The organism is Staphylococcus pasteuri, from assembly GCF_003970495.1.
In the GTDB taxonomy this organism is placed as follows: domain Bacteria; phylum Bacillota; class Bacilli; order Staphylococcales; family Staphylococcaceae; genus Staphylococcus; species Staphylococcus pasteuri.
On sequence record NZ_RXWW01000034.1, the window covers coordinates 22598 to 39221 of the forward strand.

Here is a 16624-nt window from a genome sequence, read left to right on the forward strand (position 1 = left end):
AGCACCTCTTTGTTTTCAAAAATAAAACCACAAGCATTAAACTTGTGGTTCCTCTGTATAATTAATATCTATAATTTCTTTAGCTACTTTAATTGTCATTAATTCTTGAACTATACCAAATTCATGATTCAATTCATTCAATGCATTTAATCTTGAAGCTAACTTATCTGCTTTATCCTTTTCTACAACTTTATAAGCAGATGATGTGTTAACACTTGGGAAGAATTGTCCACGATAATCAATACTTAACGCAGTTTCTACACCTTTTTCATTTACCTGTACTAAAATATAATTTTCTTTTTTATTTACTACTTCATTCGCCATTTTAATGACCTCCTAAAATTTTGTATAAAAATAGTGCTAAGGATTACTCTTCCTCAGCACTTTCATTTTGTTCTTGAATGATTGCTTTTAACATTGCGTTTTCTTGCGTTAGTCTTGCCGCTTCCTGTGTTAGAAAGTCTATTGTTAGTTGTGGATTAGCTTGTAATTGATTGTTATTGTTATCTTTCATTGATTTGTTCCTCCAGTTTCTCAACTTTTTCGTTTAATTGTTGTATCGCTCTTAAAGACCATGACAACATTTCGTTAGTATTAACGCCATCTTGTAGTATAAATTCGACTGGGGTATCATAGTTATCTCCAATAACAGGGCCATGATGAATTACTTCTTTTTCATCATCTTTATACTTATAACTATAGAGTTTTAGTTCGTTGCTCAACACTGATAATGCGTCATAATTCCATTCTTGAATTTCTTTTTTATACTTCTCACTTGAGGCTTTAATAAAGTCACTTGCTCTAACCGGTTTATACCCAGTGTCTCCACCATTCCAAAATAAATTGTTTGTTACACGTAACTCGTTTGACGACACCCCAATATAAAAGTCTTTACCATCCGTATCATTAAGTCTTATTGAATTAGATTGAATATCTCTACATTGTAAATCTCTATAATTAGGATTTCCGTTATTGTAACTTAATTTATTAGTTATTCTTAACTTGTCATCGACACAAGCATATAAGTTTGAACTTTTAGCAAACCAATCACCTAATAAAGCTCTAGCATAGAAGTCTCCTGAGCCAATATTTCCATCTTTATCAGTTGCGTATACATAGTTCGTTTTTGGCGATTTATCAAATCTGATACCCGAACCAAAGTCATAAGGACTATTATTCGTACCAGTGATCAAACCATAGGATAAAACACCATCGGTATCGGCTCCTGTATCATTATTTTTAACCCAAAATCTAAACTCATTGGTACCTGTTCTGTTATCTTTCATTGGTCTAACATAAACAGAACCGGAATTACTTTCAATATTAACAGTTAGGTTAGAGTTAAGAATTATTCTACTATAATCACTCTCTAATGCTACAGCTCCATAAGTCGAATGTAATCTAACACCTCTCGAACGATCATTATACTTAGTTGAATGAAACTCTAACGTTCCTGCAGTTTCATCTCCTGCACCACTCATCATTGTGGACAAACCTTTTTCTGTCATATATAAGTTATATCCTGTATCTTCATTTGAAGCCATAATATAACCATCTCTAATACCAACCGTTAAATTTGATGTGTCTGTTACGTTCGCCCAAGTTCTAGTGAAATAACCTTTAGATAAAATACGTTTATTTTGGATAGTAAGATAGGTCTTATCATCTCCACCACGAATACCTAATTTGTTTACATCTATATTTAAACCCTCATTTGAAAGGTTAAGTCTATTTACAATTTCATCTTTACCAACTTTGTTGTCTAACTTCTGTGTTGTCACATTAAAGTCTTTATTCACTGTGATATCGACTTTATCGCCTTTCAACTTGATACCGTCACTACCAATATTCATTAATTGAATTGCGCCATTTTCGTCGTATGTGAATGTCATACCTGTAGCAACATTGTTTGTGAAGTCCGATATGACTTTAGATAGCGTTTTTTTGCTAGAGTTGAGTTCTTCTTTAGTTGCACGTTGTTGTATATCTTTACCGTTTTGACTGATAGAAGTATTCATATTGGTAAGTTTGGTATCTGTTTCTTCCGGTGCTATATCATAATCAGTTGGAATAGTACCTTTTTCAAATTTAATTTTTGCATTTCTGATATCATCTAACGTCATTACAGAATTATCTGTATACCTAAATTGGAATTTTATTTTCTTGTATTCAGATTTAAATGCAAATGACAAACTTGGATTTAAATCTTTATATCCCGATGAATAGACAACGTTATTGTTATCATCATAAGCAAAGAGCCAACACTGAACTGTTTTACCAGTTATAGGGCTATTTATTTTAATAATATAGTTTTCAGATTCTACATTTATAAAGTTAATATTTCTAACTCTGGTAGTAACAGAATTAGCAGGCGCTCCAGTCGTAACATTTAATAACCCAAATTCTAAATTGTCATTTGCTAAATAATTTCTTCCACCTACTTTTAAATTACGATACTCACTTATACTGACTTTATCGCTAATTTGATTGCTTAATTGTAATCTTTCACTATCGGCACTATCCAGCCGTTGAACAATACCGTTTTGATCAGTTTGATAATCTATGCTTTTTACATAACTTTTCAACTGTTCTTCTGTGTCCTCACGTGAAGCTTGAACGGCTTTCTCTATAACATCTGGTGTGCCGATCATATTGTTATTTTCATCAATAGTTAACCCAAATTTAGCAGCCACTTTATTCAATGCGTCATTAAATTTCTCATCAGTATATTGGGATTGAAGTAACTGCAATCGTTTATCTGCAGAAAGTTGAGCGTCACGCATAGCTTTATATAAATTTTGTAACTTTTGTCTATAGGAACTAAATTGACTTTGAACATCTATTAAAGCACCAATAGTAGCAGTATCTGGAGTCATAGCGTTTAAATCACTTTGAATACTTAGATAGATTTCATCAATATTATTAATTTCAGTTTGAAGTTTGTTTTTAAGATCTGTATCAACCAAGTATTCACTGTTTAATACTTCGTTTGTATCATTCAATATCTTACTATGTTGAATTGAAAGGTTAGCAAATGTGTTTTGTAATTCACTTAGTAGAGCTTTCTCTCTCGTGATACCTCCGATTTTCTCAACATCATCTACAGTTTCATTTAACCATTCACCATTCCAATAACGACGTAACACTGCAACATTAGGATTGCTCGTATCGTACCAAAGCATATCGTTAGCCGGATTTTCTGGTGGCGTATCTTGTTTGAATATCTTACGTTCAAAGTATTCTAATTGGCCTGCAACTAAATCATTAACAATTGTATTCATATTCGTTACGTTATCATTCAATTTCTTACTTATATCGGCAAGTTTTTTATTGAATATATCTCGTAAACTACTTTCTTCATATTCAACCACATTCCCGAATTTATAACTACTTTCATCAGTGAGTAAATCATAATCTACACCAATGACTTCTGCTTCTATATAAAGCGGTGGTCTGAAATCTCTATCTTTAATACGCACAGTGTCGTGTAGCGAAACGACCATTTCAGGATAATGTTTATGAATGTCTGTGGAAGTAATTTCATAACTGATTGCCGATTTATTACGTTTATTTAATTCTGTTTTAGCGAGTGTGGTTAAACGCTCATCAGTCATATTACTATCGTCTGATTCAGGCTCATATACACTCCATAAATAACGCCCAGGCAATCCAAACTGTGCCTGAGCGTCATCATCTGTAACTATTTTTTCTAATCTTTGTCCAGTGTCGTTTTCAGGACCAATAGCAAATAATGCAGTCCGTACTTCTGACATATCAACGGTACGTGTCATTCCAGTTAAGTCTTTACCTTTAGTGATTTCTTTGCCTTTAAATAAGTTCTTTGGTTGCTTAAGTGATACATATCTATGCTCAACTGTATGTGAACCGAGTTCAATATAATAATCTGCTACCATATTATACGTTGTGCATAACATGTTGATAACTTCATACGGCGTTGAATAAGATGTCCATGATGTTGTTCTCATACCACCATGTTCAGTGTCATCTGACATTTCCCAACCAGTATTACGCAGCGTCTCATTCAAGGCTTGAGACGTGCTATACGAACTATATTTCCCAGGTTTAATTGGACGTGATTTGTCGATATCTTCTAAATATGATGCATTACTTTCTACATCAGTTGTACCATCAAAGTTATCTACCACATGAGAAATAATGAACTCACGATAAACACCATTATTATCTTGTACAATAATACGATTACGTTCACGCAAATGTTCAGCACGATCATTTAACATTGTGAAATCGAATGTTTCTGATTTTTCTTCGGCGTTGGTACTCATCACTGCATTTAATAATGCGCCGTCATCACGACTAATATAATCAATGATTTTGTCATTGAAATCTAAAATATGAATGCCTGTATGTTTCATTTTGTCACCTCCTTATAAATATCTATCTTGCCAATAAACGGTAGTATCAAAAGTTTTTTCTGGATAGATGATACATTCGTTATAACCACTATTGATATTAAAAAAATCACTACCAAACGTTTTTAAATCAAGTGATGGATCTTCATTAATCGTCACAGTTTTATCTTGTGTATTAATGTTAATCACATCACCTTTTTTAATTATCATGTCACGTGCTTTAGGCGGTTTAGGTAACTTCTCATGAGTGTAACTACCTAAAATATATGTTGGCATATGATAATTCGTACCGTTTTTTGCAGTATAAACACTTACGGCCGCGATAGGACGTTGATAAAATTTACCACTGTCTTCCCATTGTTTTTCATTTACATCAACTGGAATAACACGCTTAGGATATTCGAGCTCTTTATATTTCCATGTTTTGATTTTAAAGGTTGTACCTGCACGTTCTAATCGCATGTATATGACAATGTCATCCCATTTATAAAACATAGGTGAGTTCGTATATTCGTAAATCTTTTTCTGTTGACCTAACTGATCAAATAATGTAATTACAATACCACCAATCGCTTGGCTTGCTCTAGTATTTCGGTAGCCGATACTAGCAATTAGGCGATTGTCTGTATCATATAAGTATTGAGCACAATGTGTAGAACCTTTTTTCTTTTGATTCACATGAATTTTACAAGTGGAAACAAAATCTTGTGCAGATTTACCAAAACTGTGTTTATATTCTGCGCCATTCCAACCTGTTGTCGATGTGATACTATCTTGTTTTAATTTAAATGCATCGTTTGATGAACTCATTTCAAAACTACCACCATTGGTACCGCCTGTGTAATTATCATTGATGGTGCTCCCTGATTGTTTTCCCCAACCTGTAAAAGCTCGCATCTCATTATTCCAAAGAATTGGAGAGTAATCTTCAACTGGTTTATCCAAGTCATCGTCGCCAATCATGAAGTAATCTTCATCGTTCTTAGTAATCATATAATAACTTGCATTTTGTAATGCTGTTGCTTGAATAATTACTGGACTATCTGCGGTTCCTGTACTAACTGCACTGACTTGGTCTGAAATGGCAGTGTTTTTGGTGCCTTTAACGGCGTATTTGTAAGGGTCTGCTAAGACAACAGAAATTGTAAAAGAATAAAATCCATATTTATCTTTTTTTAATTCTATAGGGCCTTCAAAATATGCATTCCAGTACCAATCTTGTTAAGTAAATTGCAGTGGAACTGATTCCTCATAATTAAAGAATCGAACTAATTCATTTAACACATCATCATGCGTTTTAATACCACCATGAGATAAGTAGTCATTATGAACGATCAATGGTAACTCAAATTTGATTTCTTTTAAGTTTCTATTCTTAACAATACTTCCTGGACGACCTGCAACCTCTTCGGTTTCTAATGCAAAATTAAAAGAGGGTATTTTAAACCCTCTTTCAACAACTAACCATAGAAGTGTTTTGTTATTAACTTTGATTGTATCAAGCATTATCTAACCTCCCCTGGTTTAAAATTTTGCTTTCTTGATTTCTGTCTTTCATATTTATCTATACTGTTAAACACTTGTCTTTCATGAGTGAATTGATCAATAGCAGGTTTGAAGTCCTTATCTGCAATAGCTTGATTGCTAGTAACTAACTGTGTAAGTAATGCTATTTGTTCTTGTTGTTGTGCAACCATTTGCATAAGTATCGAACTATCATCACTACCACTATTAATATTAGGTAATTGGTTAGGACGTTTATTACTACTTGTATTAGAACGACCTCTTTGGATATCTTGAGCGGCTAAAGCCAACATTTTCATGGCATCTCCACGTCGTGATGGATCTGTTGGGATTATCCATTCTGGATACCCACCTTCTGCAATGTTATACCAACCTGCATTTTTGATTAAGCCTCCTGTAGCAAATCTACGATGTCCACTAGGACCCCAACCTGAACGTCCGTAAGGTAAATCTCTACGCCAATTTGAGTTATTGAAGAATGCTAATAATTGATCGTAACCATTTTTAATATTTTTATGACCTCTTACTGCATAACTTCTGAATGTACTAGGCACATATTGAAGTAATCCTTGTGCAGGTGTACCACGTAAGTTGTTTATATCACCAATATTACCTTGAGTAACACCTGCGTTACCATTTGACTCACGTTGAATTTGAGCGATGATACCATTCAATTCTCTTCCTGAAAGGTTTACTTTCATGCGTTTAGCTGCACGTCGAATATCACCTCTCCATTTGGAAGCAGCTTTATTTTGACCGCCACCTCCACCACCATTATGTTTTTTCAACCAACTTGTAGGGTCTTTTGCTACTCCACCCCACTGCATTTCATAGTGTAAATGAAGTCCAGTAGAGCTGCCTGCACCTTGTCCGTCTTCTGCAGGACTACCACCTGATATACCTAAGTAGGTTCCTGGATGTACTTTTTTGGTACCTGTAAATGCTAGTTTGTGCAAGTGACCATAGATAGACTTAACATTACCGTTGGTTACTTCCATATGGTTACCAAAACCACCACTCCAGCCTTGGAAAGCTCGAGCAGTACCTGACATCGTTGAATAAACTTTGTCATGTTTATAGTTAATATCTAAACCATGGTGTGGACGTGGGAATGGATATCCAGCTTTTGCAGCTTCAGCAGCAGTTCTTGCAAATCCAAAGTTGATACCTTTAGATAAGTCAATGTAACCACCGTCGCCACCACCACTATCTTCTAGCCATTCTCCAATTTTTTTAGTAGCAGCTTCTTTAAGTTTTTTAAACATACCAGTCATCATATTGTATGGTAGTTCGGCGGCCTTACTTATACCGAAACTATCCTTACTAATACCAAAACCTTGAAGGACTTTATTAAGTAATTTCCCTGGATGTTCTATGTAGTCCAACACATCACCAACAGATTTTTTTAGCCAGTCTTTACCTTTACCTGCAGTTTCTAGTGTTTTATCTACAATAGCTTTCCCGCTTTTAACAACCTTACCTGTAATGGCACTAGCTTCTTTGCCTACATTACCAACAGTTTTCTTAACATTTCCCATTACATCGCCGACAACACTATCGCCGTGTTTATGTTTTTTAGGTTTCTTACCTCCACCTAATAAATTAAAACCAGTGCCGCCTGCAAATCTAGGTAATGAGCCTTTAGAAAATTGAGGGTTACTATTTAAAATACTATGTGTTTGAGCTCCATTTAATACTGATGAGCCTTTAGGTAAGAAAGCTGTTGTATCTCTATTAGGTGTGATAGCAGTTTTTCCATTAGGGTAACGTATCATTTCATGTCGGAAGCCACCTGGACCATTTCCTCGACCTTTATCTCCAACTGTAGCAAATGTATCGCGATTAATTTTTCCATTAGTTACAACATTTTGAGTATGAGTAGATTCAGTACCAGTGTGTAATTTAATGTATGGCAATTTATCCATACTTAATTTTCCAGCTACCCAGTTAACACCTTTGATTAATTTATTTAATCCACCTTTAACACCACTGACCATGCCACCGATATGGCTTTTAATTCTTCCGATTAAAGTTTTTAATCCACTAGCCATATTTCTGAATGTATTTCTAACACTGCTCCATAAACTTTTTGCAAGACCAGTTACAGAATTTTTTATACCTTTCCATTTAGAAATGGTATCACTTTTTACTCTACCGAATATGCTACTTGTACCACTTTTTAAACGATTCCATGTATTTTTAACGCCACTCCAAAGGTTTTTAGCGTAATTTATTACAGAATTTTTGATATTTTTCCAAGTTTTAGTAAGCCAACCACGTAATTTACCAAATACCGATTTAGTATTGTTCCATAAATTATTATAGTATCTTTTTACACCGTTAAATAAACCTTTAGCAAAATTAACAACTTTATTTTTTATATAACCCCATACTTTAACAGAAAAGTTTTTTATATTATTAAATACACGCTTTACAAAGTTCCATGTACCAGTAAACGCACGTTTTACACCATTATAAAGGCCTTTTGCTAAAGCAATAACCTTATTCTTAATATACGTCCATACTTTGATTGTAAAATTACGGATAGCACCAAATATCTTTTTAATTGTTCCCCAAAGATTATTAAACGCACGTTTTACACCAGTACTTAAAGCTTTGGCTAAAGCAATAACTTTGTTTTTGATGTAGCTCCAAACCGAAACAATCCAACCGCGTAAAGTGGTAATAATTTTACGTACTCCGTTAGATAAACCTCGTATAGCTCCAACAACACCGTTTTTAATTGCATTCCAAACGCGAATAGAAACTGCTTTAATGAAATTCCAAGCACTAACGATAAAAGATCTTAATCCACCTATTACACGCTTAGCAATAGCAATCATTAATCGTATTATACCAACTATTGCATTTTTGATTCCGTTCCAAATTACTATACTGACAGTTTTAATACCATTCCATATAGCTACAAATGAGTTGCGCAACCAACCCATAAGTGCTTTAGCTACGTTAACAGAAATTCGAACTGAACTAATAATTACATTTTTAATTACATTCCAAACAGTGCGTACTGCAGTAAGCATTAATAAGCCAATCGTTCTTAAGAAAATAAGTAGATTGCCAAATGTCATTCGAACTAATCCACCAATTGCCATTAATGCACCACTGAATATTTGTTTAATGCCTTGCCACATTAAACCAAAATCGCCAGTGAAAATTCCTTTAAATAGCTTAATTACTCCACTTATAGCAGTTAAATTGCCCTGAACAATCATTCGTATACCAGTAAACACATTGATAACAATTGCTTTGATGCCACCAAACACAATACTGAACGCGCTTCTAATACCATTAAGTATAGGTTTGATAACCACATTGAATAATGTATTCAATATTAAACCTACTGCACTTTTAACTGCATTAAAGGCATTAATAACTGTTGACCCATTATCTTGCCAAAAAGCTTTAAAGAATGAACCAATAGCTACTGCAGTAGAGCGAACAAACGAGATAAACTGATTATAGGGGCCACGTAACATTACAAGAGTAGATGTAAATTGTCTTGCCGCTTCTTCAGGTAATATTTTTTTAAGTATATTAAATCCACCTGCAGTGTCACCACTAAAGACTGATTTAATAGCACTACCAAACTGTTTAATAACATTCCATAAAGCGATAAACCCATTCTTAACAGGTGTGATAACGGCATTAACTATGTTTCTAAAGGTCTCAGATTTCTTATAAGCGACATAAAACGCCGCTCCAACGGCTGCAATAGCCCCTGCAATTAATGCATAAGGTCCTAGTGACGCCCATGCAGCAACTGCTTGAGCTCTTAGTAAACCTATCATCGTTCTAATTGGTCCTAAAGCTTTAGATATTCCATTTCTAAACCCTGCCATAATGCCTTCGCCTGCACCTAGTTCATTCAGTAATTTCATAGCTCCTGCTATTCCTGTAATTCCATTAGCAACCGCACCAGTCATTATAAGCAACGGTCCTATTGCTGCAACCAATCCTGCAAAAACTGTGATAACTTGTATTACTGGTCCAGGTAATTTTGTAATCGCACCTATGATTCCTGTCAACACATGAATCAAACCTGTTAAAGGCCCACCATTGCTTTGAGTGATCTTAATTGCTAATGATTCAAACGCACCACCAAGTTGTTCAACGGCACCTTTAAGTGTATTGTTCATCTTGTCTGCTGCTTCTTTACTTGCACCATCTGAATTTTTAAGAGATTTACTATATTTGCCTATTTTCTCTGGACCCGCATCTATCATTGCTAAGAAACCACTAGCTGATTCAGTACCAACAATTTGAGATACGGCTGCAAGTTTTTGCTCTTTCGTCATACCTTGCAAGCCTTTTTGGAATTGTCCTACTAAAGCAGGCATGCCAACAAACTTACCTTTAGAATCTGTAAGTGAAATACCTAGTTCGTCCATTGCTTTTTGTGACGCTTTGGTAGGTTTAGCTAATCGAATTAATGAAGCTCGTAACGTTGTACCTGCTTGCTCACCTTTTAAACCTGCATTACTCATTGCCATGATGGCACTAGATGTATCTTCAAGACTCATGCCTAGAGAATGAGCTGGAGAACCTGCATATTTTAATGCCTCTCCCATGTAACTTACATCTGCGGCAGATTTATTCGCACTCATAGCTAATACATCAGCGATATGACCCGATTTAGACGCTTCTAAACCAAATGAGTTCATTGTAGACGCCATAATAGTTGCAGTAGTAGACATGTCTGCACCACTTGCTGCTGCTGCATCAATAACACCTGGAATCGCAGACATTGTTTGTTTAGCGTTAAAGCCCAATGCTGATAATTCTTTCATACCATTACCAACTTCAGACGCACTAAATACAGACTTAGCACCTAAGTCAATAGCTTGATCAGTCATTGCTTTTAATTGACCCTTACTTGCTCCTGCAATAGCACCAACCTTAGCCATTTGAGATTCAAAGTCCATGCCTTTTTTAATTGCAGCACCAAATCCTGCAACTACTGGTAAAGAAATATACATAGACATGTTAGAGCCTATATTCCTCATAGCCATTCCTGCACTATTGATTGAATCTCTATATTTGTTGACGCTTTGTATTGATCTACCAAATCCACTTGTGCTTAAAGCCTGTGCATTACGTTGCTTTTGAGACAACTCATTATAAGCATGTCCAGTTTGGCGTATCTCAGATTCAAGCTCATTCATTTTAACTTTTTGTTGGACAATTGCACTTGCAAGTTCACGTGCCTCTTGACTGTTTTTACCTTGAGCATTTGCTACAAAATTGTATTGAGCGGTTAATTCTCTTAAAACTGTCTTTTGTTGTGTCATGTTGTTCTTTAACGTAATCAAATGATTTTTATAACTATTTACACTTTCTCCTGCTTTAGAAAAATTACTTCTAGATAAAGTTAAAGTGTTATTCAAATCTGTCATTTTATTACGAATTTGAGACATGGAAGAAATACCTTGTTGTTGTTCCATTTTCAAACGTCTATGAGCTTGAGTTGTACTATTTAATTCAACACCTAAGTTTTTAAGTTTAAGTCGCTCTTCACTTAATTGAACACCTAGCTCTTGAGCCTCTTTACTTGTTGCACCATACTGATGCTTAGCGTAATCATATTGTTTTGCTAAATTCTGAACAATGAGTTGTTGTTGTTTCATACCATTATTTAGCGATTCAATTTTCGCTTTATAGGCACTTGCCGTTTGGCCTGACAACTTAAAATTATTAGCACTAATACGTAAAGATTGTGCTACTTGTGTAATCTTTTGTCTAATTTGAGTCATAGACATCGTTGCAGACTTTTGTTCCATTGCAAACCGTTGTGCTTGAGCTGAAGTTTGACGGTATTGTCCCTCTAAGGTGTCTAAAGATTGCTTTTCTTGAAGTATCTTTTGTCTTAACTGTAAAGCCTCTTGGCTATTCACACCTTGTTGTCTCGCCACATTACGATATCTTGTTTCAAGCGTTTGGATTGTACGTTTATGCTTTTCTATTACGACATTTAAGCTGTTTAAATAGCTTTCGTAGCCTTTTGTAGACTTCTCTCCGCGTTCAAAAGCCATATTTGTAATATTTAATTGACGTCTCATCGTACCCAAAACATTATCTATCTTCTCCATAGAAAATACAGTTCGTTTTGTTGATTGACCAAACTGATTTAATTCTGTTTCTGTTTGATTTAACTGTCTTTGATACATATTTAAGGCTCTATTTTGACGACTATACTCCAATCTTAGCTTTTCCGCTTCTACACTTGAACGTTGTTCTTCTGTAGACATTTTTTTCAATTGATTGGCAATGTCTTTCATACTGTTTTCAGTAACATCAATACCTTTTCTTAACTCTTTAGTTCTAGTATTTAAGTTACTCATTGAACGTTCAGTATTTTTAAAATCTGCATTAGATCTTGTCATCTCACTACTTAATGTTTTGAATTGAGCTTTGATTTGTTTGAGAGAACGCTCAACCCCAACATCTTTCATATTCATTAATATGGATAAACCTTTAATATCTGCCACTCATTGTCCCCCTTTCTTAAAATAGGATAAAAAAATAAAGCCCTAGCAATTATGCTAAGGCTAGAAATTTGCAAATATTGCATCTGCTTTAGCATCGGAAGTGACTTTATTAGTGTTACGTTCATCTAGTATTTGTAATACATAGTGATAAGGCATATTTAACACTTCATTAACATCCTTTCCTTCCTTTACTAAATCTCTGACAACAATATCTAAATGATTTAACATACTTGAGTAAGTTAAATCGTCTTCATCTAATTGGTTTAACTGATGCTCTGAATAAACTTTTTTGTTTCTTCGTCTTGTTGTCCATTTGCGATGAATTCAACTTGTCTTTGTAAAGCAGTTACTGCATCTGGTGCATGTAATCGAGCTTTTACGTCTTTTGCAGTGAATTGACCACCGTAAATTTTCACAACAACATCGATTAATTTATCTAATTGTTCTTTAAAACTCATTTCAACTTCTCCTGATTCCACACGTTCTAACTCTGCCATGATGTCTGTTGCTTCATAAAGTACATCCATTGGAATAAAGTGTGGTGTTAAGAAAGTCTCCATTTTAATTTCTTCAGCTTTTGGGTTTTCTACTAATTGAATGTAGTTACGTTTTAATTTAGCCATTTTATTTCTCTCCTTATTTGTTATATAATCTTTCAAAAAATGGTGTTTCATGTCCTGCTTTTTCTAAACGCTTTTCAAAATCGTTAATCTCTTTTACTGTTGCGTCTACTTCTTCATTTTGTTTATATGATCTGTCGGTCTTTTTATCTTTACAATCTGCTAAAACTTTAAATTTGGCCATTTAATCACTCCTTAAGAGTTGTTATTTTTGTATACAAAAATAGGCGACCGATTAAAGTCGCCATAAATCAATTATGCAGTTGGTGTTGCTACCTCTGTTTTAGAATCGTAAGCACCTAGTAATAAACGTTTGAAGAATTCTGACTCATCATCATCTTTAGACTTAGAATCAAAAATGATTTTACGTTTGTCGTCGCCAATACGATGCATTGCAGTACCTTCAACTTCTTCTTGAGAGAATTCCCATTTATCTTCTGCAGTTTGACCTTCCATTTTCGGTTCGGAGAACATAACTTTCGTTAAACCGACACGCTGGAATGAACCATCACGACGTTCACGTTTAAACCAAACAGCAACATAGTTACTTTGTTTACCTTTTAATTCTTCATAGATACCATTTTCGTCGTAAACTTCATTGAAGATAATTTCTCTGATTTCTTGTGGGAATGCATGCATAGTTAAGTTGATTGAAGCTTCACCATCAGTTGTACCTGATTCAATGATACCGCCATCTGCATAAGCATTAACGATTTCTCCACCAGATTCAACAGAAACTTCTTGTAAACCTCTTGTTTGAGTTACTTTTTCGTAAACCATATTACCTACTTCATCTGTAGTTAATACTGCGAACCCTAAATCCTTAATATTAATATATGAACGTGGCGTTTTTGCTTGTTTGACCATAATTAATTTTCCTCCTTATAAAAAATAGCCTCATATCGTCTCGTTGAACGATACAGGCTAAAGTCCTTATTATATTCATTGCCTAAGTTTGTTACTTGGCTAACTTTTAAATATTTCCATAATAAATCACTAATCAATTGCGATATTTCGTTTCTTCTTAGTCTTGCATTGTAATCATCTGAGTATTTAACAAACACATCGATTTGAACGATATAACTATAAGCGTATCTATCTCCGTCAATATATGTCTCAGGTATAGGGTCGTCAAAGTCATCTAATACAATATAAGGTTTAATGATGTCTTGTACATCAGGGTAATCATTAAACTTAATGTTCTCCTCATCTACAAGTCGCATCAAAGCGTCATTACTAGTTAATTTTTCATATATAACGTTTAGTATATCAATCATAACGCTTTTTTCACCTCTTCTTGAATGACTTTGTAAAAAGTGTTTCTTGCACTTCTGATAGCCTTATCTATCGCTCCCATACCTTTTGGCTTAATAAACTTACCACTTTTATTGTGAAAACCTTTTTCGTTTAAATGAACAATAGCATACCTGTGTTTTTCACCTTCCCAATACAAGCGAATGGATCGCGCACCATTTTCCCACATTGGTTTAGATAGTTTTACTTCACCATACTCAGCACCTGTATCTCTAAAATAACGAATATTAGCTTTAACCGCTTCAAGTATCACTTTACCTGCTGCAATTAAAGCCTCATCGTATATCTTTCGCATTCTCGTCTTATTAAACTTTTTCTCAAGTTCTTTCATCACTGCTTTTTCATCAAACTTTATACTCATGATGTTGTCACACCACCCAAAATCATTAAGAAATCTTCATTCTCAACATCGGGTTGTACTAATTTAATGTTTAAGTCTTGCGTAATGTAAGGCGATTCCACATTAATATAGTGCCTCTCTGATGGTATATATTGCCCATGTGTTTCTCTGATAAATATCTTCACATCATGTTCAGTACCATTGGCAATAGCGTTTTGTAACTCTGTCATCTTCCATTGTGGGACGTATGCCCAACAACTGTATAAAATTTTCTTACGTTTAACGCCTGCCTCTGGACCTTTATTTGCTTGATACTCATAAAAATGAACTCTAGTATTTAACTTTTTAGTTGTTATGAATGGCTTCTTAAATGGTGTTCTCATGTGTACCACTTCCAGTCACATTATTCAAACCAAAGTTAATCAAATCATCTTGGTAGTTATCATTGAAATACTCAAGCAAATCTTCATATGCATAACATGATCTTGCAAAGACTAAGTCTTGACCTTCTAAATTCTCATAGATGTTAAACTCGCCAAACCTCGACACAAGATTACTGTATGACTTCTTCAAAAGATTTTTTAAATACTCGTCCTCTGTGTCATGTGAGATTTTAGTGTAATCTTTAAATTCATCTAATAATTCATCTGTGATGCGTTCCATTTACATCACCTCAATCCTTATGCAGTTGGCGTTTTGCCGTCAGTTGTACCACCTGCTGCTGTTTGTGATTTAGGTCCAGTAGCGACATTTAAATCATAAACTGCAGAAGCTTTATTATCTGCTGGTTGACCATACGCAAATGTTTTAGCAGTGAATAATACTGCGTCTTCTAAAGCTAAAGTTTCGTTGAATTTCTTAACTGTTAATCCGCCACCACGAACTGCATCGTAACGATCAGTTACAAAAGCGACTAATTTTTTCTCAGGAACAAATTCAGACGCAACAACAGAAACATTATAAGGTAATACAGTAACAAAACCACCATTAGCAGTTAAGTATGTGTAACGTGCTTGAATATCCCATTCATCTTGAGGGTTTACAACTAATGTTACTTTACCATCAATTTTTAATTTCTTGCCTCTTGCATCTACAGATAAGTTTTTCAATACATCTTTAAGTTCTAATACAGTCGTATCTGCATCAGCAAATGTTAAAGTGCCTAAAGATGTCTTATCTGTAACTGCACCATTGTCAGTATTAATATCTTTCATTAAACCAACTGGTTGTAATTTAGATGCGCCGCCACCATTAATAACTGCAGCTTCTAATGCTACTGAGATAGCTTCTTGAATTTGCGTACGTACGAAACGTTCAATCCAGTTAGGACCAAAGATTGATAAATCATCTGGTAATACTACAAAACAAGTTAATTTATATTGTGTGAAGTCTTCTTCACGGAAAGCAGCGTCTAATTGGCCTTTAATTTCGCCAAAGATTTTACCCCATACCGCTTGACCAGCAGGGTCCGCTTTAATTACACGCGTTTTAATACCTGCATTTTGGAAATTAATTTTAGATAATAACGGATGTTCTTTTTGTAAATCATCAAACACACGTTCAACAACAGTCTCTGGTAAGATTTTGTCATCTGTATATCCTACTTCATAATTAATTTCGTTGAAGAATTTACGCTCTTCAGAAGTTAAAGGGTCTTGAGAACGTTTAGCTAAAATGCCATTGTCAACAACACGGTTGTTAACTCTATCCTCGATTTCTTCTTGTAAGTCATTTGATAAAGCGTCAAACATAGCACCAAATGCTTTTGATTGTTCTTCATCACTTGCACCATTTTGCACTAAGTTAGCAAATTTTTGTTTGTGCTCATGATAATTTTTGAGCTTTTGCTCGTTTTGTTTCATATCAGCCATATTTCTATTTCCTCCTTAATTTTAAACATTAAAAATAGCCTCCCGTTACTCACGAGAA

At 34.6% G+C, this 16624-nt stretch carries 13 protein-coding genes and 1 pseudogene; all 14 read right to left on the bottom strand.

Going from position 1 to position 16624, the window contains the following annotated elements:
• Positions 1-36: 36 nt before the first annotated feature.
• Positions 37-324 carry a hypothetical protein gene (locus tag CD121_RS05325; protein ID WP_126567569.1) on the bottom strand — a complete coding sequence of 96 codons (288 nt, stop codon included), beginning with the start codon at positions 322-324 and terminating at the stop codon, positions 37-39.
• A 43-nt stretch (positions 325-367) separates the two neighbouring features.
• The gene (locus CD121_RS12225; protein WP_041613899.1) at positions 368-514 is read right to left on the bottom strand and encodes a hypothetical protein; all 147 of its coding nucleotides are present in this window, start codon (positions 512-514) and stop codon (positions 368-370) included.
• Complete coding sequence (locus CD121_RS05330) at positions 504-4394, bottom strand: phage tail spike protein (protein WP_126567570.1); 3891 nt, start codon at positions 4392-4394, stop codon at positions 504-506. Before CD121_RS05330 ends, CD121_RS12225 begins: the two co-directional genes overlap by 11 nt.
• 12 nt (positions 4395-4406) lie before the next feature.
• A pseudogene (locus CD121_RS05335) lies at positions 4407-5897 on the bottom strand (phage distal tail protein).
• On the bottom strand, positions 5897-12391 hold the full coding sequence (locus tag CD121_RS05340; protein ID WP_425506997.1) for a phage tail tape measure protein: 6495 nt from the start codon (positions 12389-12391) through the stop codon (positions 5897-5899). The pseudogene CD121_RS05335 and the gene CD121_RS05340 overlap by 1 nt, the downstream one beginning before the upstream one ends.
• A 90-nt stretch (positions 12392-12481) precedes the next feature.
• The gene (gene gpGT / locus CD121_RS12535) at positions 12482-12649 is read right to left on the bottom strand and encodes a phage tail assembly chaperone GT (protein ID WP_200271292.1); all 168 of its coding nucleotides are present in this window, start codon (positions 12647-12649) and stop codon (positions 12482-12484) included.
• Between the two features lie 35 nt (positions 12650-12684).
• Positions 12685-13044, bottom strand: coding sequence for a phage tail assembly chaperone G (gene gpG / locus CD121_RS05345; RefSeq protein WP_017636890.1), 360 nt, complete (start codon positions 13042-13044; stop codon positions 12685-12687).
• A gap of 13 nt (positions 13045-13057) precedes the next feature.
• Positions 13058-13225, bottom strand: a complete 168-nt coding sequence (locus CD121_RS12230; protein ID WP_185817745.1) for a hypothetical protein — start codon at positions 13223-13225, stop codon at positions 13058-13060.
• A 71-nt stretch (positions 13226-13296) separates the two neighbouring features.
• Positions 13297-13911, bottom strand: a complete 615-nt coding sequence (locus tag CD121_RS05350) for a major tail protein (RefSeq protein WP_246456633.1) — start codon at positions 13909-13911, stop codon at positions 13297-13299.
• On the bottom strand, positions 13911-14318 hold the full coding sequence (locus tag CD121_RS05355) for a hypothetical protein (protein WP_126567573.1): 408 nt from the start codon (positions 14316-14318) through the stop codon (positions 13911-13913). Before CD121_RS05355 ends, CD121_RS05350 begins: the two co-directional genes overlap by 1 nt.
• Positions 14315-14716: a hypothetical protein gene (locus tag CD121_RS05360; RefSeq protein ID WP_126567574.1), complete on the bottom strand. Its 402-nt coding sequence runs from the start codon at positions 14714-14716 to the stop codon at positions 14315-14317. The genes CD121_RS05355 and CD121_RS05360 overlap by 4 nt, the downstream gene beginning before the upstream one ends.
• Positions 14713-15078 carry a head-tail adaptor protein gene (locus CD121_RS05365; RefSeq protein ID WP_126567575.1) on the bottom strand — a complete coding sequence of 122 codons (366 nt, stop codon included), beginning with the start codon at positions 15076-15078 and terminating at the stop codon, positions 14713-14715. Before CD121_RS05365 ends, CD121_RS05360 begins: the two co-directional genes overlap by 4 nt.
• Positions 15062-15358 (bottom strand): phage head-tail adapter protein, encoded by a 297-nt coding sequence (locus tag CD121_RS05370; RefSeq protein WP_126567576.1) that lies wholly within the window; start codon positions 15356-15358, stop codon positions 15062-15064. Before CD121_RS05370 ends, CD121_RS05365 begins: the two co-directional genes overlap by 17 nt.
• Before the next feature lie 17 nt (positions 15359-15375).
• A complete protein-coding gene (locus CD121_RS05375; RefSeq protein WP_126567577.1) occupies positions 15376-16566 on the bottom strand; it encodes a phage major capsid protein in 1191 nt (396 codons plus the stop codon).
• Positions 16567-16624 lie beyond the last annotated feature (58 nt).

Coding starts and splice junctions, on each gene's coding strand:
- CD121_RS05370 (WP_126567576.1), bottom strand. CDS start 15,358: ATGGAACGCATCACAGATGAATTATTAGATGAATTTAAAGATTACACT.
- gpGT (WP_200271292.1), bottom strand. CDS start 12,649: ATGTTAAATCATTTAGATATTGTTGTCAGAGATTTAGTAAAGGAAGGA.
- CD121_RS05325 (WP_126567569.1), bottom strand. CDS start 324: ATGGCGAATGAAGTAGTAAATAAAAAAGAAAATTATATTTTAGTACAG.
- CD121_RS05375 (WP_126567577.1), bottom strand. CDS start 16,566: ATGGCTGATATGAAACAAAACGAGCAAAAGCTCAAAAATTATCATGAG.
- CD121_RS05360 (WP_126567574.1), bottom strand. CDS start 14,716: ATGAGTATAAAGTTTGATGAAAAAGCAGTGATGAAAGAACTTGAGAAA.
- CD121_RS12225 (WP_041613899.1), bottom strand. CDS start 514: ATGAAAGATAACAATAACAATCAATTACAAGCTAATCCACAACTAACA.
- CD121_RS05330 (WP_126567570.1), bottom strand. CDS start 4,394: ATGAAACATACAGGCATTCATATTTTAGATTTCAATGACAAAATCATT.
- CD121_RS12230 (WP_185817745.1), bottom strand. CDS start 13,225: ATGGCCAAATTTAAAGTTTTAGCAGATTGTAAAGATAAAAAGACCGAC.
- CD121_RS05355 (WP_126567573.1), bottom strand. CDS start 14,318: ATGATTGATATACTAAACGTTATATATGAAAAATTAACTAGTAATGAC.
- gpG (WP_017636890.1), bottom strand. CDS start 13,044: ATGGCTAAATTAAAACGTAACTACATTCAATTAGTAGAAAACCCAAAA.
- CD121_RS05365 (WP_126567575.1), bottom strand. CDS start 15,078: ATGAGAACACCATTTAAGAAGCCATTCATAACAACTAAAAAGTTAAAT.
- CD121_RS05340 (WP_425506997.1), bottom strand. CDS start 12,391: ATGAATATGAAAGATGTTGGGGTTGAGCGTTCTCTCAAACAAATCAAA.